Below are 22,336 nucleotides of genomic sequence, written 5' to 3' on the forward strand. Positions count from 1 at the left end.
AAAATAATGTCGAAAGGAGGCAAAAACAAATATGAAGAAACTAACGCTTACAGTCACAACAGCCGTGCTTTTATCAACTGGACTCTTAGGTGCGTGTGGTAATAACGATGATTCAGGTGTAAACTCTCAGGGGATGAACCGGACGAATCGTACGCATATGAATTCAGAAGGTCCGGTAACAGATATGATGACCCCAGATGATGGGTACGCAGGAATGCGCGGAAATCGTTATGGGACAAACTATCAGGGTGGCACTTACGGACAAGGGAATTATAGCGGAATGAATGGTACAAATGATCAAGGTGGCATGCATGGTCAAAGCGATCATGGTGGCGCATATGGGAAAAACCAAAATCGTGGATTGAAAATGGACGGGACAAGTGTCAAACGTTCTAACTACGAAAACCGCAACCACATGAAAGGTCTTTCACGTGGAATTACTGGTAACGACCGTGTCGGAATGATTGATGATAACGGGATGATCTACCGTGGTGCTACGCGAATGGAAACAGGTCATGGGAAAAAACTTCCTAGAGACGATCGTTTTGGAGTAGAGAGCCGTGACAATATGCATAATCAAGGCGCGCGTTCAATGAACTATGCTGATGGTTATGATGGCGAAACGGTTGAAAACGTCCGTGCACATGTAGCGAAAATGGATGGCGTAAAAGATGCACGTGTGGTATCTTACGGCGACCAAGTTGTTATTGCTGTGATGCAAGACGGAAAACACAAAGAAGACGTAACTGAGAAGATCAAAAATGGAGTCAAAGACTTAACGAATGGAAAAGATGTTCGTGTAGTAACCGACTCAGAAGCCTTTAACAAAGTACAAAATGCAGACGATAAGCTGCGCAATGGCGAAGCGTTTGATAACGTCCGTGACACAATGGACGACATGATGAAAGATTTAGGCGATGCTGCAAAACGTCCTTTTGAAGGAATGCGTCGTTAATAGAAAAAAATCGATGAGGTGACTCATCGATTTTTTTATCCCTTAATACCAGTGAATGTAATCCCTCGTATAAAGGTTTTTTGCATGAAAAAGAACAAAATAATGATAGGAAGAGTCATTAACGTTGATACAGCCATCATCATATGCCACTGTGATCCTTGTTGATTTTGGAACTGTTGAAGTCCTAAAGAAAGTGTGTAAGACGTTTCATTTGTTAAATAGATAAGAGGTCCAAGAAAATCAGTCCAGGATGCCATAAACTGAAATAAAGCGATAGCTAACACTGCTGGCCTTGCGAGCGGGAACATAATTTGCCAATAAATTCGCCATTCACTGGCTCCATCAATTTTTGCAGCTTCGCGTAAAGTATCGGGTAGCCCCTTAAAAAATTGTCTCAACAAGAAGATTGAAAACGGAACTCCAAAAAATGCCGGGACAATTAAAGGTAAATTTGTCCCTACCCATCCGAGCTGGTTAAAAAGCAGAAAAAGGGGAATCATTGTAACCTGGGCAGGTATCATCATCACACCAATAGTTATGACAAACAAAACATTTCGTCCACGCCACTTTAGTTTTGCAAAGCTATAAGCGACGAGAGGGCAACTAATAATGACGCCGATCGTACTTAATATGGTGATTACCGCCGTGTTAAATGTATATTTCCAAAATGGAATATACTTTGTAGATTCAACATAATTCTCCCATTGAACAGGACGTGGGATAAATTCTGGAGGGAAGCTAAACACTTGTGTAAGAGGTTTTAGTGAAGTCGATACCATCCAGATAAAAGGAACAAGAAATAGGATGGAAGCTAAGATTAACACGGAATGAGCATAATTCGTCTTCATTCTTTTCTGGGTGATCGCACTCATATTCTTGAACCTCCTTTAATCTCCTTGGTAATGTACCCAACGTTTTGATGTCCAGAAGACAAAAGCTGTTAAACCCATGATTATAATGAAAAGGATCCAAGCCATTGCTGAAGCATAGCCCATTCGGAAATAATTGAAAGCGTTATCATAAAGATACATGACATAGAATGTTAAAGAATCGGCGGGGCTACCCGAACCGTTTGTCATTGTGTAAGGCAGTGTAAACTGTTGGAATGCTCCTATGAATCCCATGACAAGATTAAAGAAAATAACTGGAGTTAAGAGTGGGAGTGTAATTTTGAAGGTTTTTTGTAGGAAGCTTGCACCATCGACATCTGCAGCTTCATAATATTCTTCTGAGATATCGCCTAGTCCAGCTAGGTAAATAATAATCGCTTGGCCCATGCCCCATAAAGACATAAGTATTAATGAAGGTTTTGACCAAAATGTACTGCCCAGCCAAGCGGGACCATCAATTCCGATTAATCCAAGACCTGCGTTAATAAGACCAAATTCTGGATTTAACAACCATATCTAAAGAATAGCGAGGGCGACATGTGGAACAAGTGTCGGTAGAAAAAAGATCGTCCGATACACCGACATTCCTTTAATTTTCATATTTAACACCATCGCTAAAGCAACGCCAAATATAATGCTTAGTGGAACAAAAAGTACTGCAAAATAAATGGTGTTACCTATGGATATCCAGAACAATTCATCAGTCATAAGCTCTTTATAGTTACTCATCCCAACGAAATCCCCGGCCTGAAAAATACTATAATCCGTAAAGCTGTAGTAAATAGAAGAGATCAGCGGATAGGCAAAAAACAATAAAAGCCCTATGACCCAGGGTGAAGCAAACAACCAACCTGTTAAGGTCTCATTTGAACGTTTTGATTTAGGAGCACGAGCAATTTTTTTATGTACGGAAAGCTTTTGATCAGTTTTCATTTCAAATCCCTCCACTCAAAATTAGCGAGTGACGACTACTGTCTCTCGTTTACTCGTTTGTGGACCTTTTCCAGCAACTCTTCGGGCTCTCCTCTGCCATGAATTGCGTATTCTACCATTTTGTCGAGTTGGTTCCATAAGAACTGACCATTTGCAATAGGAGGGCGCGCATTCGATTGAGGTAGTATATCAATGAACTCGCTCATAATAGGGTCATCTCGATATAATTCCTCATTTACAGTATCAATTACAGACATTTGGTTATCGATTTCACTATTTGTTCGTTGACCCTCTTCACTTCCAAAATACTTCATGAACTCCCAGGCTTCATCTTTATTCTTTGCTCCTTTTGGCATAATTAATGACGTGCCTCCAGACCAAGTTGAGAACTGATCACCAATAGGAGTAGGGATTGGAGTGACTCCAAAATTCAAATCAGGGTTGTATTGTTTGATGTTAGAGATAGCAAAAGGACCGTCAATTTTCATGCTGTATAATTCAAGATTAAATGGGTCCATTTCGTTGCTTCCTTGAGCAGTATCGAAACTAGTGATCGTAGCCGCATCATATTTATTTGCAAAGCTGACTAACCATTCAAGTGCTTCAACGTTTTTTGGATCTGTAAGCGTTAATTCACCTGTTTCTTCATCATAAAATTCGCCACCGAAGCCCCAACCCCATGTATAGAACCATCCTTGAGCAGTCCATGGAACCATACCCATTTGTTTTATGTTACCGCTTTCAAAAACAGTGAGACGTTCAATTGCATCTTCTAATTCACTAATGGACGCTGGAGGGTTATCAGGATCAAGTCCAACTTCTTCAAAACGATCCTTATTATAGAACAGCAAACGTGAATCAGTTGTTAGGGGGATGGCATAATATTCATCCTCATACATAGTTTCGAGTGAGGCATAATCATAGTACTTTTCCATCTCAAATTGATCTCGTTCTATAAAAGGTGTTAAGGATTCCAGTGAATTCTCCGAAGCATACTGAGCCACCTTGAATCGATCGAAATGAGCAAGATCAGGAGGGTTACCACCGGCAATAGCCGTTAGTAACCGTTGATCGTCTCCTTCAGATGAGGCGCTGTATATAGCTTGCACGAAGATCTCATCCTGACTCCTATTAAAATCCTCAACAACTTGTTCTAGAGCTTCTAGACCTGACCCTGTACGGTTGTGCCAATAAGAAACCGTTGTTTTACCTTCTACAGTAATAGGTGCTTCAATCTCTTCTGTAGTCTCTTGAGCTTGACAGCCGGCAGTGATTAAGATTGTACTGAATCCAATGCAATACAAGGAACGTTTATAAGCAGTTACGTTCATCATAGCCAAGCGGCATCACTCCTTAGATGGAAGTAGTGGATTCTTCTTTCTGATCAAAATAGATCGTTTTCCCTGTTTTAGATGATTCGTAGATCGCTTCTAAGATTTCACTGACAACGAGTGCCTGTTCCGGTTTTACAAATGGTTCTTTATCTTCTAGAATGGCTTCAATCCAAAGTCTTGCCTCGCGATCAGCCTGGCTTTCTGAGCCTCCACTGTAATAAGCAACTCCGCCTGCATTCAGGTCTGGTTTCGTTACATAAAGTCTGCTAAGCTTCTCACCGTTAATGCGAAGACCATCGCGCATATCTGCACCAGCTTTTGTTCCACAAAGCGTTGCTTTTGCTTCGTCCACATCCAATGTATTTAAAGCCCAGCTTGCTTCAAGTGTGACGGTCGCTCCATTCTCCATTGTAATGAATGCGAACGCAGAATCCTCTACCGTAAACTCTTTAGGATCCCAAGGTCCAAAAGCGTTCGCTGCATTTTCTGTTTGAGAAAGCTTGTAGTATACATTTCCGACTACACTTTTTACTTTGTAGTTGTTCATGGTCCAAAGCGTCAGATCGATTGCGTGAGTCCCAATATCAATAAGTGGACCGCCACCTTGTTCGTCTTCATTTAAGAACACACCCCAGGTTGGAACAGCTCTTCGTCTTACAGCGTGCGCCTTTGCATAATATACTTCACCCAGTTCATCTTGCTCTACTAACTCTTTAAGGTAAAGTGAATCATTACGATAACGGTTGTCGTAGCCAATGGTAAGCTTTTTACCAGTACGCTTTGAAACCTCAACCATTTTACGAGCTTCTTCAGCTGTTTTTGCCATTGGTTTCTCGCAGAGTACGTGCTTGTCAGCTTCCATAGCAGCGATACTGATAAAAGAGTGTGATTTGTTTGGTGTGCAAACGTGAACAACATCAATCGACGGATCTTTTAATAGTTCCGTGTAGTCTGTGTATACTTTAGCTTCTTCTGTACCATACTCTTCAGCAGCTTTTTGAGCTTTTTCGTAAACGATATCACAGAATGCAACCATCTCGACTTCCTTCACCTTTGCAAGGCTTGGCATTTGTTTCCCATTCGCAATTCCACCGCAACCAATCATTCCAACACGGACAACTCTTTCCATTATGAACACTCTCCTTTAATTATAAGATTGTTTTTAAATATGAAGCACTTTTAGTGATGGATTCTAGTTGATCGATTGAAAATTCTTCTTGCTCAACAATAAACCAGTTAATGTTGTAGGGGCGTGCAGCGGAGACAATGGATTCGAAGTCCATGACGCCAGACCCAATCTCTACATTTTGTTTTTCAGTTAGATTATTCATGTCTTTTATATGGAGGGCTTGGATACGCTCCTGATAAAGATTCATCCAGTCAACCGTTTTTAATCCTGTCACTTCAAGCCAATACGTATCAAGTTCCATTCGAACATTTTTCGCATCGCTGTGAGAGAAGAGGAGGTCAAGACCATAATGACCATCAAATGTTTGAAGCTCAATGTCATGATTATGATAGCCGAATGTAATACCTTGTCGCTTGCACGACTCTCCGATGCTGGAAAATAATTCAGCTGTTTTTTTATAGGCGTCCAAAGAATTACGATAATGATCAGGTAAGCCAGGACAAACGATGAAAGGGTTTTCAATTTCGAGCGAATAATCAATGACTTGATCAAGATTTGATTCAAGCTCATTGATGCCAATGTGACTACCCGCTACTTGTAAACGGTTTGCATCAAGCTGCTTTTTTAACTCTTTGCTTGAAACACCGAAATATCCAGCAAATTCAACACCGTCATATCCTGCTTTCGCCACATCTGCAAGCGTGCCAATTAAATTCTCTGCACAACGTTCTTTTAACGAATAAAGCTGTAATCCAATTTTACTCATTCAGACACACCCTTCTGATCTTTGCTTCAGTAAAAATGTATCACGAGGACGATGTAGGTGATATAGTGAAACTATTATAAAGTATCAGATATTTGTCATTCTTATATAAGGAGCGATAATAAATGTCTAATAGTGAGGTACAGCATGAACCTGTTTTAGAAGAAAATACTTTAAAGCAACCCATTCAATGTCACATGGAGCATAGCTCTCCATTGCTTCAAATTGCCAAGCCCCATTTTCATGAAGCAATTGAATTGCTCTTTTCATTTTCAGGAAAGGCCCGTATCTTTGTTGGTGGTGAAACGTTTTTTATGCAAGAAGGGGATTTAGTCATTATAAACTCTAATGAGGTTCATTCTATTTTTGCAGATGAAGGAGAGGATACTCGTTATTTAGTTATTAAGCTAGAACCTGAAGTCTTGTATTCAACCTCTCGCTCCATCTTTGAATCAAAATATGTACTCCCGTTTACTATGGCTAAGACTAGTCCACAAACGCTACTTACTAAAGAGGAAACTACAGCTACACGCATTGCGATCATAATTGAAGAGATGATGAAAGAGTTTTACATGAAAGCGTATGGGTATGATTTTGCAATACGTATTCATATTTGTTCCATTTTCTTAGAGGTTCTTCGTTACTGGCGGAATCAAGGGGTGGTCGTCAGAGAAACGGACCCTTATAGTGAAACCGAATTTACACTGATGCGTGAAGTGTTTGATCTAATCGAAAAAAATTACGCTTCATCCATTACGGCGAGGGACGCTGCAAAGGAATGCAAACTAAGTTACAGTTACTTTTCCCGGAAAATAAAAGCAATTACTGGACGATCATTTACAGAGCTATTAAATTATGTGCGTATAACAGAAGCTGAAAAGCTATTATCTACCTCCAGTGCGACCATAACAGAAATTGCTGTGACGGTTGGTTATTCTAGTACGAGCTACTTTATCCAGCAATTTAAACAGTTAAAAAAAAGCTCACCTTATCAATTCAGAAAAAAGCTTGAAGCAAACGATTTAAAATAAATATCAGATTTTTGTCTTGACATCATTTGTGCATTCTCATTAGGATAAGAATGAAAGCGATTACGTAATGGGAGTGATTCGATGGTAAAAGTAGCAATGTTGAGTAGGTGGCATGTTCATGCAAATGACTATGCAAGAGAAGCACTTGAACACAAGGACTTGGAAATCACTGCCGTTTGGGATGAAGACGCAAAAAGAGGCCAGAACTGGGCAAATGAACTTAACGTACCTTTTGTTGCTGATCTAGATAAACTTCTTGCACAAGATGATATTGAGGGGGTCATCGTGGACACACCAACGGTCATGCACCGAGACGTCATCATAGCGGCAGTTAAGGCGAACAAACACGTGTTTTCTGAGAAGGTATTAGCTCTAACAACTGCTGAATGCGAAGAGATACTAGAAGTGGTTAAGGATCAAGGTGTTTCTCTAATGCTTTCCTTACCACGACTAAACGATCCGACTTACCTTTATGCCGAAGAAGCTCTGAAACAAGGACTTATAGGATCGTTAACATCGATCCGCTGTAGATTAGCACATGGTGGTGCTGTAGCAACAGAAGCAAATCCGAATGGTTGGCTACCTGAGCACTTTTTTAATAAAGAACAATGTGGCGGGGGTGCGTTAATTGACTTAGGTGCTCATCCGATTTACCTAACAAATCGGTTGGCTGGTGAAATCGAATCGGTCATGTGTGAGATGGGGAGCTTTACGGATAAAGATGTTGATGATCATGCGTCGGTCATTACTCGTCATAAATCAGGTGTTATTGGAGTGATTGAAGCTGGCTTTGTTGCCGGTGGCAGTCCGTTTATCCTCGAATTGCATGGAACCAAGGGTAGTATTTTAATTGAGGAGCAGGAGTTACGAATTCGTTCAAGTGAGCTGGAACGTGATGGATGGCAGACCCCTAAGCTTCCTCAAAAAGAAAGTAGTGCTATGCAACAATGGATCAATGAAATCCTGCACAATCAGACTCCACGAATTACTAGGGATGACATGATCCAATTAACCAAACTAAACGAAGCAGCGAAAAAATCTGCAGAGGAAGGTACAAGGGTATTATTAACTTCGTAAGGTGCATGACAAGAGAACCTGTGAATAACACTTCACGGGTTTTTCATATTAAATCTTTTATCAGAAAATACGATATATTCATAAAGGTAACAAACGGTTAGTTGTGAAACATGCTATACTCTGAATTATAGACTTTAATTTTCCATTTATATAAGAATATAAGCTTACTCAGTAAAGGAGACTGCGAGTCTTGAGACACATATTACACACTTGGACAGGGATGATTGAACCTGAATTAAAGTGCTGGAGACGTGAATTACATCAACATGCGGAAGTGGGTTTTTGCGAGTATGTAACAACCTATTATATCTATAAGAAATTACTAGCACTAGATTTTACGTTACATATTGGTAAAGATGCACTCGACACGGAGTCGCGTTTTGGTGTGCCTAGTCAAGCGACGTTAGAGGAGCATGAGAAGAGGGCGCTTGTTCAAGGTGTACCTAGAGCTTTTCTAGATCAAATTCAAAGCGGTCACACGGGTGTAGTCGCTACACTGGATACTGGTCGGCCAGGCAACCATATTGTGTTGCGGTTTGATATTGATGCGCTTCCGATAGAGGAAGCGGAGGAGCGCACTCATATTCCGAGCAAAGAAGGATTCCGTTCACGCAATGCTGGTATGATGCATGCGTGTGGCCATGATGGTCATACCACTATTGGTTTAGGTATTGCACGGTTCCTTCATCAACATAAGGAGCAATTAAATGGTCGGTACACATTACTTTTCCAACCAGCTGAAGAAGGAAGCAGAGGAGCGAATGCAATGGTTGCTAAAGGGTGGCTTAAGGATGCCAACCTTTTTTTAAGTGGTCACTTAGGCATTAAATCATTGCCAATTGGTACCATTGTTGCACGAGCGACAGGTATATTGGCTACTTCAAAGTTGGATGTCAAGATTAAAGGGAAAACGGCGCATGCTGGAATGAGTCCGCATGAGGGCAAAAATGCTCTTTTGGCTGCATCAACTATGGTTTTAGCCCTTCATTCGATTGCTCCACATGGGGAAGGGGCTACTCGAATAAACGTGGGAACCTTGCAAGCTGGCACAGGCAGAAATATTGTTCCCGGGGATGCGACGCTTCAACTGGAAACAAGAGGTGCGACAACTGTAGAAAATCAGTACATGAAAGAAGAGGCAATTCGTCGAGTTCAAGGAGCAGCTTTGATGTACGGTGTTGAAGTAGACGTAGAGGTTGTTGGAGAAGGAGTAACAGCAGAAACCGATTCGTATTGGGCTAAGCAAATTCCAAAAGCCTTAGCGCATAGTACTGTGGTTAAGTACATTCAACCAGAGATTGAATTAAATGGTTCAGAGGATGTGACCTACATGATGCGAGCTACCCAGCAAGTAGGTGGAAAGGCCGCATATATGATATATGGGACACCGCTCGCAGCGGGGCACCATCATCGGTTATTTGATTTTGATGAGGGAGCATTGGCCGTTGCCGTCAATGGATTAGCTTATTTAATTTGTGCGGAGAATGGTCAAGGAATTCTTCAAGTTTAAGGGGAGAGAAATAAATCAATGAAGCTAGATATAACAGATCAGTTAAGTGTCATACCTTTTACTTCAGAAGATGCACAAGCATTATTTGAATTAACGGACGAGTCTCGTGCTTCCTTGCGTAAATGGTTACCATGGGTTGATCGAATCCAACGAGTGGAAGACACAAGGCAATTCATTCGATTTGCTGAAATGGATAAAGAGGCTCAAAAGCGTTTAATTGGAGCCATTAAGCTTGATAACTCGATCATCGGAGTAGCCGGCTTTAACGAATTTGATTGGACAAATCGAATGGCCAAAATTGGTTATTGGTTGGGGTCTGAAATATGAGGGTAAGGGATGGATGACAGCTGTTGTAAAAGAACTAATCCATTATGCGTTTAATGAGCTGGAGCTAAACCGAGTCGAGATACGAGTAGCTGTTCATAATAGTAGGAGTCAGAGCATTCCAAAGCGATTAGGGTTTGTGAATGAAGGCTGTATCCGACAAGCAGAAAAACTCTATGATCAGTACGTTGATCATACATTATACGGATTGTTAAAGACCGAATGGAAACAGCCGACTGAGAACGTATCACTTTAAGTGACAGTCGGCTCAAGAATTGTAATAATCGAGTTTACCGCATCCATGTTTACATTAGCTCCAATGGGCACACACGCTTTGTAGAATCCATGAGCGGTAGAGAGATTTGTGATTAAAGGTTTTCCTAAAGGGACTAAAAAGCGGCGGATGAGTTCATTGTAATTAACGCCGTAAGCCTCCTGGCAATTTGTGCATTCCCCCATAATGATCCCTGCCACATCATCAAAAACGCCTGCCGCATTTAAATGACTCATGTATCGATAGACGGTATTTATCGGTTCATGAGTTTCTTCAAGCACAAGAATCTTTCCTTTCGTATCAATCTCAAACTCTGTTCCAAGAGTGTCCACAAAAGACGTTAAATTTCCTCCAATTAATTCTCCCGTTACGTTGCCTGGTACTAGACTGATTAAAGGAATATCTGGAGGGTTTGTTAAGAGCTTGCTTGGAATCGGTGCAGAAACAGCTCCGAAAAACTGATCAAAGTTATAAACAGGTGTAGTTGGTCGGAAGTCGATCAGTAAAAGACTCTGAAAGCTTAAAAGATCCGCATATTGATACAGAACATTTTGTAAGACCGTAATGTCACTATACCCTGTTAATATTTTCGGGTTCTCTTTAATGGTATCGAAATCTAGATAAGGCAGGATCCCTGCCACTCCAACCCCACCCCGACTAGGTAAAATCATCTTAACAGCTGGATTTCGAAACATACTCATAAGATCTGAGGCGCGCTGCTGCGGTGTTCCTGCAAGAAATCCATCTTGCTCAAACACATAATCACCAAATAGAACATTGTATCCCTGTGACCTGAGGTAATCTGCACGTGCATTAATGATAGTTGGATCTAGGGGGCTGCCAAGAGTCACAATTCCAATCGTATCACCAGACTGCAAGGGAGCTGGTTTATTTGCCATGGGAGGACCTCCTTTTTATCTACGTGAACATATATATGCAACAGAATAAAAGGAAATCCTTTTTTCTGAAAAGAAGTGTCATTAAGAAAGTGAAGAAAAGGGGGATGAAGACTCACGCATGTTTTTGTTAGTCTTCTTATTCTCTTCTTAAGTGTAAACAATGAAAATCCTTTCTTGAGAAAATGTGGGATCATTTGTTACTCTTATATTAGAAAAGGGGGATGAGAATTTTGAAGAAACATTCGATGACTTTTCTTATCGCTTTTACATGTGTACTAGCAGCCTGTGGTGAACAGGAAACAGAGCCTTTATCGGCTACTAATTCCGAATCAAAAACCTTTGCTCAGGAACAGAAAGAGTCGCTAGCTCTTCAGGAAAACGAAGAAGAATCTGAAGAAGAGAGTAAAGAAGAGTCTACAGAAGAAAGTACAAAAGAGACCGAAGAGAATGTGACGACAAAAAAGGAAGAGGAGCAGGTGGAACCTGAAGATGATTTAACATCCGTTGCAGATCAGAAAGAAAATGATGAGAAAGATGTAGAAACAGAGACAAAGGAAGAAGAACCTGAACCCGAGCAAGAATCAGAACCAGAACCAACCTATGAAACTATTCATCATACAAGAGGGGCTTTGACTGTAGATGGATCAACTGGTGCGACTGTTCAAACAGACTCTGGAACATTTACGGTTGAAGCTTCTCTCAAGAACATTCAAACGCTTCAATCTGGACCCGTACAAGTGCAGTTAAAGAGTGCGAGTAAAATCAGTGGTGAAATTACAGAACCAAGCCTTGCCGGAGTAGCGGGAGAAAACGTCGAGTACATTCAATTAGATGCGGTTGTGACTAATAAAAGTGAAGATCCGATCTTATTTTATCTTGATAATACAAGGTTAGATTCAGGAAGCCAGTCTTTTTATGCTAACGAGATGTTTAGTGGGTCTGGAAGAGGTTACGGGGACCTTCAGCCCTATACAGAGCATCATATTACGTTATTCTATATGCTAGATGGAGTGAGCATAGGAGATGTTTATTCAATTTATGGATTAACAGATGCACCAACAAATCAAACAACTGGAGAATCAGTAGGGGAACCAATGAAATTTCAGTTTTCATTTACAGGGGCTTAGAATAATAAATTTCACGTACCGAATTTAAAGTGAGGCGGAATCGATGCAAACCTTTGAACTGAAGTCAGTGGATCAAACGATACTGAATCGAATGGTGAAAAAGCATTCGATTCAGATTCAACGGTTGATACCGAACGCTGATATTCATCATGTTGGCAGTACGGCTGTACCAAATTCATTAACAAAGGGTGATCTTGATTTTCAAGTACGAGTAAAACAGGATGATTTTCAACCAGCTAAACAATCACTACTATCGCTCTATGAATTAAATACAGGTAGCTCTCAGACATCTTTCTTTAGCGCATTTGAAATAGATGATACCCTGCCAATCGGGATTCAATTAACAGTCATCGATTCAGAAATTGATCACTTTTGGAAAGTAACCAAATACCTCATAGAAAATCCCACCATTCAAGAGCAGTATAATCAACTTAAACGATCTAATAATGGTCAACCGATGGACAACTATCGTCAGAAAAAATCTGCATTTATCGAGTCAATTCTCGAATCAGAAGCATTTATACATTTTTCAAGAACTTTAACAGAATAGAAGTTTAGTAAAGTGAGATGGTCATGATGCTTTTACAGGAACCCCTTTATCCAGATGTCACACCCTTCTTTTGGGAAGTTGAGATCATGCAATCTTCTTATTTCCAGAGACTAAAGCACCTGGCACACTACGGAGCCGGTTCCTTAGTTTCTTCCGTTACTCACAGTCGATTGGAGCACACAGTAGGTGTTTGGAAGCTTACTGCACATTTTTTTTCCGATTGGGTTGAACTCAGAGCGGCCGCCTTATTACATGATATTGGACACCTGCCTTTTTCTCATGCGATTGAGCGTACACTTGGTTACGATCATCATCAGCTTACAGAAACCTACATCCAACGTGATGAAATAAAAAACCTTTTACATAAAGCTGAGATAACATCTAATCAGATCTGCGATTTGCTAAATAAGCAGTCCCCATTAACGGGTACGAAGGCTACCTTAGGGTTGGATCATTTGGACAGCTTTGTGAGAGACACTTATATGATGGGTGAATTAGATGGCAGTTCCTTCGATTTGCTTTCAACACTCTCATGTACAGATGAAGGAATTTCAACCGATATTCAAACGGCAGAGTGGATCCTTGACCTCATTCTTAAAGATCATCACATCATGCATGCGCCATTGTTAAAAGCAGTTGATCAATTACTTAGTGAGGCTGTTCGACTGCACCAGCAACTGGTGGAGGATGATATTTCCTTTTTAGTTGATGCTCAGTTGACTGCCAGGCTTTTGCAATCACCTAGTCAGAAAGCGCAAGACATCATACATACCTTACTGTTTGAGCCGTATCGTATTCGAGTATCAGATAGAATCTCATCTGAAGGTCTCCATGTCCAAAAAGGGAAAGTATACCATCGCTTCCCATTGGTTTTAGGTGAAGATATGTCACACACAAAACGTGCCTTAACGCATACACAACAATTACATCAATTAAGAAAAGAGTATAGAATTACCATCCAATGAGGTGAAGTGAACATGCAGATTCGCACACTAAAAATCAGTGATCAACAACCAATCATCTCTGTTGTAAATGAGTGGTGGGGGGGAAGAGAGATGGAACAAATGCTGCCAGCTTTATTCTTTCATCACTTTAATCAAACAAGCTTTATCATGGAAGTGGAGGGAGAGATGGTTGGCTTTTTAATTGGCTTTCTCTCGCAGGCTCATCCTCTTGAGGCCTATATTCACTTTGTTGGAGTTCATCCGAATTATCGTAAACAAAAAATAGGACAGACACTGTATCAGCATTATTTTCAGAAGGTTCAAAAAGAAAAACGTCGCATCGTACGTTGTATTACTTCTCCACAAAATAAGAACTCAATTGCCTATCATCAAAGAATGGGTTTTGAGGTTTGTTTAGGTGATAAGGTTGTAGACGGGATACAGGTACAAACAAATTATGACGGGACAGGTAATGACCGAGTTGTATTTGAAAAGAGACTATAGCAAAAGGAGAATCATAGATGGAAAATGGTTGGACAGTTGATTTAAAACAAACTCTTTCTAATATATACAGCTATCTAAAACCAAATGGCACATTTATCTTTAGCTGGGAGCATCCAATGCATGACCGCGTCTCATATAAAGAAGGGAACTACATTCTTCACAAATCATATCTCGAAGAAGGGCCTGAGTGGAATGAAGCGTGGCCAGATCGCGTCATTACGCATCATTTGAAGCTAAGCACCTATGTAAATACTTTGGTTGAATGTGGGTTTAAGATTGAAAAGATTCTTGATGATGTGTACCTTCCTGAAGAAACTAGCACAGGTGATCCAAGTAAATGGTATGCCACGCAAAAAGCAGCTCTGCTTCCTGCAACGTTTATTGTGAAGGCAAGAAAAGGATGAAATCGTTTAGAGACTTAAAGAATAATTATTAACTCCCTTTAAGTCTCTAGTTTTTTAGGACGTTAACTCAGCCTTTGAATGGGGAGATCTGATCCTGTGCATGTTGCCTAATCTTCTAAATTGAATCACCGCTCCTAACGACAGGAGGCCGAGAGTAAAGAAAATCCATCTTATATTGATAATCTCAGAAAGAAGCCCTGTGAAGAAGCCGGCCAAAGGCAACGAGGCGAGTCCAATCATCATCACTAAACCATTAACTCTTCCAAGAAGATTCGAAGGAACGATCTGTTGTCTAAACGTTTTATTTAAGACATTAAACATAATGACTGGTGCACTTTGAATGGAAATACAAATCATCAAACTGAACCAATTCCAACTGAAAGCTGTTAGTATAATGCCAATCGCACTAACAAAAAGGACAGTCACCATTGCTTGGATCGTCTCTTTTGAAGCTTTTACAACGTTTAATAACAAGATCCCAGCAAACTGAGCGATACCGGCACCTGCGTAGATCCAACCTAGCTCAGTAGAAGTAACACCAATCTCGTCACGTGAATAAAAGACGAGCATACTAACTAATGCGCCGTTTGCGATATTTACAATAAAGATCAGCCAGGTTAATGATCGAAGGATAGGGTGTGACCAAAGATAACTTGCGCCCTCCTTAAGGGATTGCCAGCTTGTCTTTTTACTGTTTTGACTAAATGAGTGAATCATCGTTAGGAAAAGCAACGAGATCACAATTGGAATATAAGCTACGCCTAGCACAACAAATAATGAATACACCCCCAAGGAACTGATAAGAATTCCTGCTGCCATACTTCCGAATAAAACAGAACTGGTATCAATGATCTGAAAAAGAGAGTTTACACGCATCAACGATTCTTTTTTGAACAGCTGTGGGATGACGGTGCTATTTGTCACATTAAAACAAGCACCTGCGCTTGCCACCAGAAAGCCAATGAGATAAAGAAATCCAGTCTGGAGAAGCTCAAATTGATGCAAGACTGGGATAAGCAAAACTAAGCTCCCTTGAAACATGGCACTGTATACCATAACCTTCTTTCTGGAAAACCGGTCAGCGAGAGTACCAGCAACAGGAGCCATACATATAAGTGGTACTGTTTGCACAAAAAACATAAGTCCAGTGCTTATTGAGGATTGTGTAAGCTCGTAGATTAACCAAGGAATAGCAATGACATACATTTTGTCACTTAGTTTAAACAGAATTGTCACTAAGAAATACAGGATATAGTTCTTTTTAATCACTCAACATCTCTCCCATCTAGTTTAATCGTTTTCATTATCATCTTTTTGAAAAGAGGTAAAAAGACTAGAGAAAAGCGATTGATGTCCCCTTTTAGGAAGGTGAAGAATGTGGACGAGAAGTATTTATTACTTAGAGCGTTTTTATATGAGAAGGAAGTTACGCTATCTGTACAGTTTACACACGAAATGCTAGAGGAGTTGTGGTTTTGTACTAAGAGGAATGTGAAACGAATCCTTAAGCAGCTAGAATCAGAGGGATATATTTTGTACTTGCCAGGTAAAGGCCGAGGGCATTATTCTGCTGTAACCTTTCATAAACCTTTTAGAGATGAAATTAGGGATTATGTAAATGAATATCTACAAACAAATAATCTGGATCAGCTAGCCTTCATTTTAAGGCTGCCTATACCTAAATCATGGATTATTGATGTCTCCGCAGAATTTCAAAAGCTATTAGGATTTAAAAGAAGTGAAGAATCAAAGGACATTCTTTATACCTTCAAGTCACGTGAAATTACCTCGCTTGATCCAGCACGTTCAGCTATTGCTTTGGAAGTACATTTAATTAGGCAGCTCGGTGATACGCTCGTTCAGTACGACGCGCAACAGAACCAGATCGTTCCACATTTGGCGCATCACTTTAAAGTAGATGCATCAGAGCATATCTATACCTTTTATCTTCGTAAAGATATTTATTTTCACAATATGGAAAAGTTGAGTAGCGCAGATATTGTTTATACCATTCGTAGACTTAGAAAAAGCAAACGTTACTCTTGGCTAGTTGATTCCATAAAGGAAGTCAAAGCTGAGTCACCATATAGAGTGAGCTTTTATCTGCGAAAAAAGAATGCCTTCTTTTTGCAAATGCTTTCTACGCCAACTCTTGTTATCCTGCCTGAGGCTAACTCATTTAATGAGTACGAGTGGCTAGGATCGGGTCCCTTTATGCTGAAAGAAAGAACAAAAACCAAGTTAGTATTACAAGCATTCGAACATTATTTTAAAGAACGAGCCTTAATAGACGAAGTACATTTTCATACCATTTCAAAAGAAGCAGAGAATGTTATGTACTTACAGCATCTGCCCGAACAGACAATGCAGCCTGAAGAGTATTTAGTGCATGACATGTGTGTAGTGAGTGTACTCTTTAATCAGCGAACAAATTCTGTGCTACAAGATACATTACTTAGACAAGCGATTTACCAACTATTAGACGTTTCAAAATTAGCTGCAGACTTATCATTTGATGTAAAAGAAGCAAGCACCTTTAGTGGGAATCGTTCAAATCAGGTTATTAAACAAAAACAGAGTATACCAAATCTACTGATACGATCTACTTATCGTGGAGAAGTATTAAAAGTGGGCTATCTTACCAATGAACTCACTCAAAGAGAAGCATTATGGTTGATTGAGGAAGCAAGAGAATATGGTATAAATTTGATCCTCAATCCGATTGCTCACGACCAATTTTATGAACCGACAATCATGAATGAGGTAGATCTCCTCTTTATGAAAGTGGTCTTTTCTGCTGATTGGCATTTATCGTTTTTAAGTATGTTCAAAAATGAACAACTCTATTTTCTACCGTACCTACAAGAAGCGGAAAAAGATAAATTACAGAAATTGATTCAAACATTTGAAGAAACTACTTCGTATCAAGAGAGAGAACAAATCATCATAGACGTTGAATTATTATTAAAAGAAGGCTTTCACCTGATTTTTTTATATCATCCAGTAATAAAACGAAAACTAGATCCAATCATTCAGAATGCTACACATCATTCGTATGGACATCTGGATTTTAGTAAGCTGTGGTTGTCATAGAAAAGGGGGGAAAGAATATGGTTGAATTTGCACTTGAGGAGTATATCCGAGCAACAAACACCCATGATTTTCAAGAGGTTGCGAAATGCTTGCACCCGAATGCGGTGTATTGGTTTAGTGATCAAACATGTACTAGTTTAAAAGCGATTAAACTGTACTTTGAGCGTAGTTGGAGTGCGATACCGGATGAAGTGTATCGTGCAGAAGAGGTAGTTTGGCTCTCTAAAGAGACGACAAGTGCAAGTTGTGTTTACACATACCACTACCAGGGACATGTAGGTGGAGCTTTTAGAGCTGGCAGTGGTAGAGCGACAAACGTTTTTATTTATGTTGAAGGTAAGTGGAGCCTCATTCACGAGCATTCAAGTCCATCTGCGAATGAGTAAGCACCCGTTCGATTCTATTTATAACAGAGGAAGGTAGTGACTGAGTCAGTGCCTGTTTTAGTAGGTAGGACTTTGATACGCCATGCTTTTGAAAGTAATCTTCAATTAAGGTTACTTTGCTTTCTCTATTTGGCATAAGAAGGTAGAGAACATACCAGTCTTCAAGCGAGCTGAGTGGAAATGGGGATTGTTCCAGCGCTTCTACGTGTAAAGGACTGACATACATGCCTTTTTCATGTTTTACACCAAAGTTAGCCATAACATCTATGCCGATTTCATCTATATGAAACTGAGAAAAATAACTTGAAAAAAGGTGAGGATGACTAGACTTCGGCTGTTGTTTTGGTCCTATGGTCTCTAGTACTTGAATAAGTTTGGGTGCATCGCTTTCGGTTACTAACAAATCAATATCATTTGGCGTGGTTTCAAGTCCCCGAATTGAGAGCATAAGTGAGCCACCTACTGCCCATGTTATATTGTGGCTATTTAAGTGTTCGGTGATCTTTAGTAAAGTATCTTGCATCATCTTCCTCCTAAACAGGTAATACTTTAAATGTCTGTAGGGCAAACGTGATTCCGTCATCAATTGAGGATTTCGTCACAAAGTCGGCGATTGATTTCAGCTGATCGTTTGCATTTCCCATCGCGATACCCGTTCCAACTTTTCTAATCATATCCATATCATTTGAACCGTCTCCAAATGCAATGGCTTCAGATGCATCAAGATCGAAGTGAAATAGAACCTTGTCAATCGCAATTGATTTATCAACCTCTTCTTGTAGAACATTACAAATAGAAGGGTGCCAGCGACTAAACGTAAGATCTGGAAACCGATCCTCAAAATGCTTGCTGCCTGCATGATCTTCATACAAGCACATTAAGTATACATCTTTTTTGTGAATGAAGGGATCACACTCAGGATAGTCCTCTAATAACAATGTTTCTTGCAGCGCTGCTTGAATTCTTTCATTTTTAACCCCATTCATACTTAACTCTTCAGTAAAAAACAATAGCCCTGAATGATGTTTTGTTGCATAGTCACTGACATCACTTAAGGTCGTCGGGTCCACCACATTTTTATGTATCACCGTATCCTTATGTTTTACGTATGCGCCATTTGCAGTAATAAATGTCTGAATGCCTAAGCTTACTAATTGGTTACAAATAGACAAAGGTCTTCCAGTGGCTGCAACAACATGAATTCCACTTTTAAGTAGTGCACGCACAGTATGTTGAGTATTTTTAGGGATTGAGCCATCTCTATGATCCGTTAATGTTCCATCGACATCAAAGAAAACAATTTTATACATAACGAATTCCTCCTTCTTGAGTCCACTCTATTTATACCACTTGTGATAAAATTAGGAAATGGATTCATAGAATAGGAGACTGATTATGGTTCAAGTTAAACGATTACAAATACAGGACATCCCCGGTTTGATCAGGCTATCAGAAGAAGTAGGGTGGGATTATACCAGACGTGAGCTGTTAACGATTTTTAATACAGGAATGGTGTTTGGTTGCAAGGAAGAAGATCAACTCATAGCCTGTGCCGCTATTATTCCTTATGATCTGCAGACAATTGCATCACTAGGCCTAGTCATTGTCCACCCTGAATGTAGGGGGTTAGGGCTAGGGAGAAAGGTAACGACAGCTTGTATTCAGTCTGTTAACTTATCTCAGTCTACTGTTATCCTTGTTGCCACCGAGGAAGGCAAGGTGCTTTATGAAAAGATAGGCTTTAAAACGGTTCATTCTATCTACAAATACACACATACGATCAGAGAATCGATTCATGTGCAAGGTAATCCACAGATCCTTCCGTATCAAGATAAACAGTTTCATCAAATGGTTGATATAGATGAAAAAGCCTTTGGGGACAGAAGAGAAGGATTTTTAAGAAAGCGAATAAAGCAATCTGAGAAAAGTGTTGTCTTAATGGATGAAGCTGGAGAGATGAAGGGCTATTCACTTCTAATACAAACGTCTCAAAATGCGATTATAGGACCTGTTGTAAGCGAAAACCGATCCCAAGCAGTGGCTCTAATCCAAGAGCAACTGGTGAATTTATCAGGAAATGTCCGCATCGACCTAACGAATCCTGATCAAGAGATCATTCAATTTTTAAAAGGAATGGGCTTTGAACAAGTTACTCAACCACCTCTAATGGTACTCGGAAAAGGAATTCTGTCTTGGCGAAACAATCAGCTAGTAGCTCTTGCATCACAAGCATTTGGGTAGTTAAGCAAAAGGAGATAAGTCTAATGGAATATGATTACACTTATACATTGCCTGCTCTTCGTAGATCTACAAATTCCATACAGATTTATGATGCGAAGGGAAACGAATGTGGACAGATTCAACCATATTTTAAAGGTACGTTAGACAAGGTCTTATGCAAGTACTTAGCCATTTTAGATAAATAAAATTATACATTTAACTCTACTAAATATAGGGATGGAATGGATTTACAGGTACTATCATTTAAAGAAACCTTATTTAAATTACGATGGCATTTTTATGATCACACAATGCAAAAACAAGGCTTGTTAGTAAATGAATCCAAAACCACACTTAATCCAAAGTTCGCTTATTACAAAGGCAGTCGTACCTATTTCTTTTCAAAAAGCCTTCTTGACCATCAAACCATTCTAAGAACAGATTCGGGTAGAGAGCTTGCTATGATTTATTATAAGCGGTTATCCATTAAGAGTACCTATTACATCAAAATCTATCATGAAGACGAATTATTGTTAGAAGAGATCTTATTACTAAGTCTAGTTGCTGTTAAACCTATGAGTTAGGAGAGATACATATGAGACCTGAATTAACAAAAAGTTGTCGATCAGAAGAGTTTAAACAGTATTATTGGTTAAAAGAAGAGTTGCAAACGTTTTGTAGAGAGCATGGACTAAGTACATCTGGTTCTAAGCAAGAAATCTCAACTCGTATTGAACATTTCTTAGAGACAGGAGAAATCTTAAAGCCGCAACGAAAAGCAAAAGTACATAAAACAAATGTGAGGACTCTTGAATTAAGCTTGGATACAGTCATTATGGGAGATCATCGCTGCAGCCAAGAGGTACGAGCTTTCTTTAAATCAGTCATTCCCTCCTTTCATTTTTCTACAGCTATTCAGACATACTTCAAAACGAATGTAGGAAAAACGTATCGTGATGTGGTGGAGTGTTGGTATGAGGAAGAAAAGCGTAAAAAGAATCCTTCTTACAAAAAAGAAATCTCTCCGCAATTTGAATACAACCAATATATTCGAGATTTTTTTTCTGATCCGGCAAACAAGGGGAAAAATCGTGAGGAAGCAATTCAGGGCTGGAAGGAAATGAAGAAGGGTCCAGGGAGTAATAAATATCTATTCAAAAATTGAAACGCTCTCACTCACATTACGTAAATAGTTTTAGAAGGTGATTCTTTATGGGAGTGAGACGAATGAAGGCAGAGTATTTTGGTGATACCGCAGAAAGCTTACAAATCCTTTGCGATCAAACGGTTTCTTCTCTATCCTTTTTAAACTTATCCTTAAACAATTTTACAATAGCAAAGACTAGAAAGTATCCTGCAGCAGAAAGCAACCATTGAACAAGTTGAAAAGAAGTACGATGAAAGGTAAATAGCTCCCACCTTGCTGGTTCTTCTCCTTCAAAACTATGATAAACGATAAACTGAACGGGAAAGCCGTACGAAATGGTTGTCAAATGTTCGGTTACATATCGACTAGGTGGAGCGATAAAGACTGAAATCAACGCTAGACCTAAACAAATTAAATAGATTCGACCTAAAGACATAGGATCACCCTTTTTGTTTTTTAACAAATCTGATCATGTAAGGAGAGACAGAAAATTGAGTCAATGGCGTAAAAGAGATCTCATCATTCGACTAGTAATTGGCATACCACTTATTACAATCTTACTTATTTATATGAATATAGAGGGTGAACATTTAGTTCCTGTTAGTAGTTATATTGTTTCGTTTGGACTTTTAATTTTAATCGTTGCATTAAGCATTAATTCATGGATGCACGAGAAATACAAACGAGCAATGTGGGGATTCATTTTTGGCGGTTTGTTTCTTATCTTCCTTCTGGTTACTATTTTCTCATTATAACAGACAATAAAGGATAATAAGCCAAAATGTGTGAATTGTAAGGGGGAGACCTGTTAAGCTAACATTAACTCATTGAAAAGAAGGGGA

Annotated in this window: 27 protein-coding genes and 1 pseudogene; 17 read left to right on the forward strand and 11 right to left on the reverse strand. The window is 39.6% G+C overall.

What is annotated here, in order from left to right; genetic code table 11:
* The first annotated feature begins 31 nt into the window (after positions 1-31).
* Positions 32-955, forward strand: coding sequence for a YhcN/YlaJ family sporulation lipoprotein (locus ACQKKO_RS13615; RefSeq protein WP_498648053.1), 924 nt, complete (start codon positions 32-34; stop codon positions 953-955).
* A 35-nt stretch (positions 956-990) separates the two neighbouring features.
* On the opposite strand, the gene ACQKKO_RS13620 is transcribed toward ACQKKO_RS13615, so the two are convergent.
* From ACQKKO_RS13620 to ACQKKO_RS13645, 6 genes are read right to left on the reverse strand one after another with little or no spacing between them, the layout of a single operon-like run.
* Positions 991-1,827, reverse strand: a complete 837-nt coding sequence (locus tag ACQKKO_RS13620; RefSeq protein ID WP_498648055.1) for a carbohydrate ABC transporter permease — start codon at positions 1,825-1,827, stop codon at positions 991-993.
* A 15-nt stretch (positions 1,828-1,842) separates the two neighbouring features.
* Positions 1,843-2,355 carry a carbohydrate ABC transporter permease gene (locus tag ACQKKO_RS13625; protein WP_498648057.1) on the reverse strand — a complete coding sequence of 171 codons (513 nt, stop codon included), beginning with the start codon at positions 2,353-2,355 and terminating at the stop codon, positions 1,843-1,845.
* A gap of 6 nt (positions 2,356-2,361) precedes the next feature.
* Positions 2,362-2,778 (reverse strand): carbohydrate ABC transporter permease, encoded by a 417-nt coding sequence (locus ACQKKO_RS13630; protein WP_498648059.1) that lies wholly within the window; start codon positions 2,776-2,778, stop codon positions 2,362-2,364.
* 35 nt (positions 2,779-2,813) lie between these two features.
* Positions 2,814-4,112, reverse strand: coding sequence for an ABC transporter substrate-binding protein (locus tag ACQKKO_RS13635; protein ID WP_498648298.1), 1,299 nt, complete (start codon positions 4,110-4,112; stop codon positions 2,814-2,816).
* 19 nt (positions 4,113-4,131) lie between these two features.
* Entirely contained in the window at positions 4,132-5,241 is a 1,110-nt protein-coding gene (locus ACQKKO_RS13640) for a Gfo/Idh/MocA family protein (protein ID WP_498648061.1), read from the reverse strand.
* Between the two features lie 19 nt (positions 5,242-5,260).
* Positions 5,261-6,007 carry a sugar phosphate isomerase/epimerase family protein gene (locus tag ACQKKO_RS13645; RefSeq protein ID WP_498648063.1) on the reverse strand — a complete coding sequence of 249 codons (747 nt, stop codon included), beginning with the start codon at positions 6,005-6,007 and terminating at the stop codon, positions 5,261-5,263.
* A 122-nt stretch (positions 6,008-6,129) separates the two neighbouring features.
* On the opposite strand from ACQKKO_RS13645, the gene ACQKKO_RS13650 reads away from it, so the two are divergent.
* The 5 genes from ACQKKO_RS13650 to ACQKKO_RS13670 all read left to right on the forward strand — a co-directional run bounded on the left by ACQKKO_RS13650 (position 6,130) and on the right by ACQKKO_RS13670 (position 10,202).
* A complete protein-coding gene (locus tag ACQKKO_RS13650) occupies positions 6,130-7,035 on the forward strand; it encodes a helix-turn-helix domain-containing protein (protein ID WP_498648065.1) in 906 nt (301 codons plus the stop codon).
* Between the two features lie 81 nt (positions 7,036-7,116).
* Positions 7,117-8,112, forward strand: a complete 996-nt coding sequence (locus ACQKKO_RS13655; protein WP_498648067.1) for a Gfo/Idh/MocA family protein — start codon at positions 7,117-7,119, stop codon at positions 8,110-8,112.
* Between the two features lie 190 nt (positions 8,113-8,302).
* The gene (locus ACQKKO_RS13660) at positions 8,303-9,622 is read left to right on the forward strand and encodes an amidohydrolase (RefSeq protein WP_498648068.1); all 1,320 of its coding nucleotides are present in this window, start codon (positions 8,303-8,305) and stop codon (positions 9,620-9,622) included.
* 18 nt (positions 9,623-9,640) lie between these two features.
* Positions 9,641-9,949 (forward strand): GNAT family N-acetyltransferase, encoded by a 309-nt coding sequence (locus ACQKKO_RS13665; protein WP_498648070.1) that lies wholly within the window; start codon positions 9,641-9,643, stop codon positions 9,947-9,949.
* 13 nt (positions 9,950-9,962) lie between these two features.
* Positions 9,963-10,202 (forward strand): GNAT family N-acetyltransferase, encoded by a 240-nt coding sequence (locus ACQKKO_RS13670; RefSeq protein ID WP_498648071.1) that lies wholly within the window; start codon positions 9,963-9,965, stop codon positions 10,200-10,202.
* Here ACQKKO_RS13670 and ACQKKO_RS13675 read toward each other — a convergent pair.
* The gene (locus tag ACQKKO_RS13675; protein ID WP_498648073.1) at positions 10,199-11,119 is read right to left on the reverse strand and encodes a S66 peptidase family protein; all 921 of its coding nucleotides are present in this window, start codon (positions 11,117-11,119) and stop codon (positions 10,199-10,201) included. The two genes, ACQKKO_RS13670 and ACQKKO_RS13675, sit on opposite strands and share 4 nt — an antisense overlap.
* Positions 11,120-11,349: 230 nt before the next feature.
* On the opposite strand from ACQKKO_RS13675, the gene ACQKKO_RS13680 reads away from it, so the two are divergent.
* The 5 genes from ACQKKO_RS13680 to ACQKKO_RS13700 are packed head-to-tail and all read left to right on the forward strand — an operon-like array spanning position 11,350 to position 14,648.
* Positions 11,350-12,246: a hypothetical protein gene (locus tag ACQKKO_RS13680; protein ID WP_498648074.1), complete on the forward strand. Its 897-nt coding sequence runs from the start codon at positions 11,350-11,352 to the stop codon at positions 12,244-12,246.
* Positions 12,247-12,289: 43 nt separating this feature from the next.
* On the forward strand, positions 12,290-12,796 hold the full coding sequence (locus ACQKKO_RS13685) for a GrpB family protein (protein ID WP_498648076.1): 507 nt from the start codon (positions 12,290-12,292) through the stop codon (positions 12,794-12,796).
* Positions 12,797-12,819: 23 nt separating this feature from the next.
* Positions 12,820-13,761 carry an HD domain-containing protein gene (locus tag ACQKKO_RS13690; RefSeq protein ID WP_498648078.1) on the forward strand — a complete coding sequence of 314 codons (942 nt, stop codon included), beginning with the start codon at positions 12,820-12,822 and terminating at the stop codon, positions 13,759-13,761.
* A 12-nt stretch (positions 13,762-13,773) separates the two neighbouring features.
* Positions 13,774-14,244 carry a GNAT family N-acetyltransferase gene (locus ACQKKO_RS13695; RefSeq protein ID WP_498648081.1) on the forward strand — a complete coding sequence of 157 codons (471 nt, stop codon included), beginning with the start codon at positions 13,774-13,776 and terminating at the stop codon, positions 14,242-14,244.
* 17 nt (positions 14,245-14,261) lie between these two features.
* Positions 14,262-14,648, forward strand: coding sequence for a hypothetical protein (locus ACQKKO_RS13700; RefSeq protein WP_498648083.1), 387 nt, complete (start codon positions 14,262-14,264; stop codon positions 14,646-14,648).
* 54 nt (positions 14,649-14,702) lie between these two features.
* On the opposite strand, the gene ACQKKO_RS13705 is transcribed toward ACQKKO_RS13700, so the two are convergent.
* A complete protein-coding gene (locus ACQKKO_RS13705) occupies positions 14,703-15,917 on the reverse strand; it encodes an MFS transporter (RefSeq protein ID WP_498648084.1) in 1,215 nt (404 codons plus the stop codon).
* Between the two features lie 108 nt (positions 15,918-16,025).
* Here ACQKKO_RS13705 and ACQKKO_RS13710 point away from each other — a divergent pair, with 108 nt between their 5' ends.
* On the forward strand, positions 16,026-17,741 hold the full coding sequence (locus ACQKKO_RS13710; RefSeq protein WP_498648086.1) for an ABC transporter substrate-binding protein: 1,716 nt from the start codon (positions 16,026-16,028) through the stop codon (positions 17,739-17,741).
* 17 nt (positions 17,742-17,758) lie between these two features.
* On the forward strand, positions 17,759-18,127 hold the full coding sequence (locus ACQKKO_RS13715) for a YybH family protein (protein WP_498648087.1): 369 nt from the start codon (positions 17,759-17,761) through the stop codon (positions 18,125-18,127).
* Here ACQKKO_RS13715 and ACQKKO_RS13720 read toward each other — a convergent pair.
* On the reverse strand, positions 18,090-18,650 hold the full coding sequence (locus tag ACQKKO_RS13720; protein WP_498648089.1) for a nucleotidyltransferase domain-containing protein: 561 nt from the start codon (positions 18,648-18,650) through the stop codon (positions 18,090-18,092). The genes ACQKKO_RS13715 and ACQKKO_RS13720 overlap by 38 nt on opposite strands.
* Positions 18,651-18,660: 10 nt before the next feature.
* The gene (locus ACQKKO_RS13725) at positions 18,661-19,437 is read right to left on the reverse strand and encodes a Cof-type HAD-IIB family hydrolase (protein ID WP_498648092.1); all 777 of its coding nucleotides are present in this window, start codon (positions 19,435-19,437) and stop codon (positions 18,661-18,663) included.
* Between the two features lie 85 nt (positions 19,438-19,522).
* On the opposite strand from ACQKKO_RS13725, the gene ACQKKO_RS13730 reads away from it, so the two are divergent.
* From ACQKKO_RS13730 to ACQKKO_RS13740, 3 genes and pseudogenes are all read left to right on the forward strand, one after another.
* Positions 19,523-20,368 (forward strand): GNAT family N-acetyltransferase, encoded by an 846-nt coding sequence (locus ACQKKO_RS13730; RefSeq protein WP_498648094.1) that lies wholly within the window; start codon positions 19,523-19,525, stop codon positions 20,366-20,368.
* Positions 20,369-20,391: 23 nt separating this feature from the next.
* Positions 20,392-20,931 (forward strand): annotated as a pseudogene (locus tag ACQKKO_RS13735) (tubby C-terminal domain-like protein).
* 11 nt (positions 20,932-20,942) lie between these two features.
* Positions 20,943-21,512 carry a DUF6434 domain-containing protein gene (locus ACQKKO_RS13740; RefSeq protein ID WP_498648096.1) on the forward strand — a complete coding sequence of 190 codons (570 nt, stop codon included), beginning with the start codon at positions 20,943-20,945 and terminating at the stop codon, positions 21,510-21,512.
* A gap of 115 nt (positions 21,513-21,627) precedes the next feature.
* Here ACQKKO_RS13740 and ACQKKO_RS13745 read toward each other — a convergent pair whose 3' ends face one another.
* Complete coding sequence (locus ACQKKO_RS13745) at positions 21,628-21,930, reverse strand: hypothetical protein (protein ID WP_498648098.1); 303 nt, start codon at positions 21,928-21,930, stop codon at positions 21,628-21,630.
* Between the two features lie 55 nt (positions 21,931-21,985).
* Here ACQKKO_RS13745 and ACQKKO_RS13750 point away from each other — a divergent pair, with 55 nt between their 5' ends.
* Positions 21,986-22,249, forward strand: coding sequence for a hypothetical protein (locus tag ACQKKO_RS13750; protein WP_498648100.1), 264 nt, complete (start codon positions 21,986-21,988; stop codon positions 22,247-22,249).
* The last annotated feature ends 87 nt before the right edge of the window (positions 22,250-22,336 follow it).

The sequence above is a fragment of the Alkalihalobacillus sp. NPDC127517 genome (genome assembly GCF_050276055.1).
In the GTDB taxonomy this organism is placed as follows: domain Bacteria; phylum Bacillota; class Bacilli; order Bacillales; family Bacillaceae_D; genus Alkalicoccobacillus.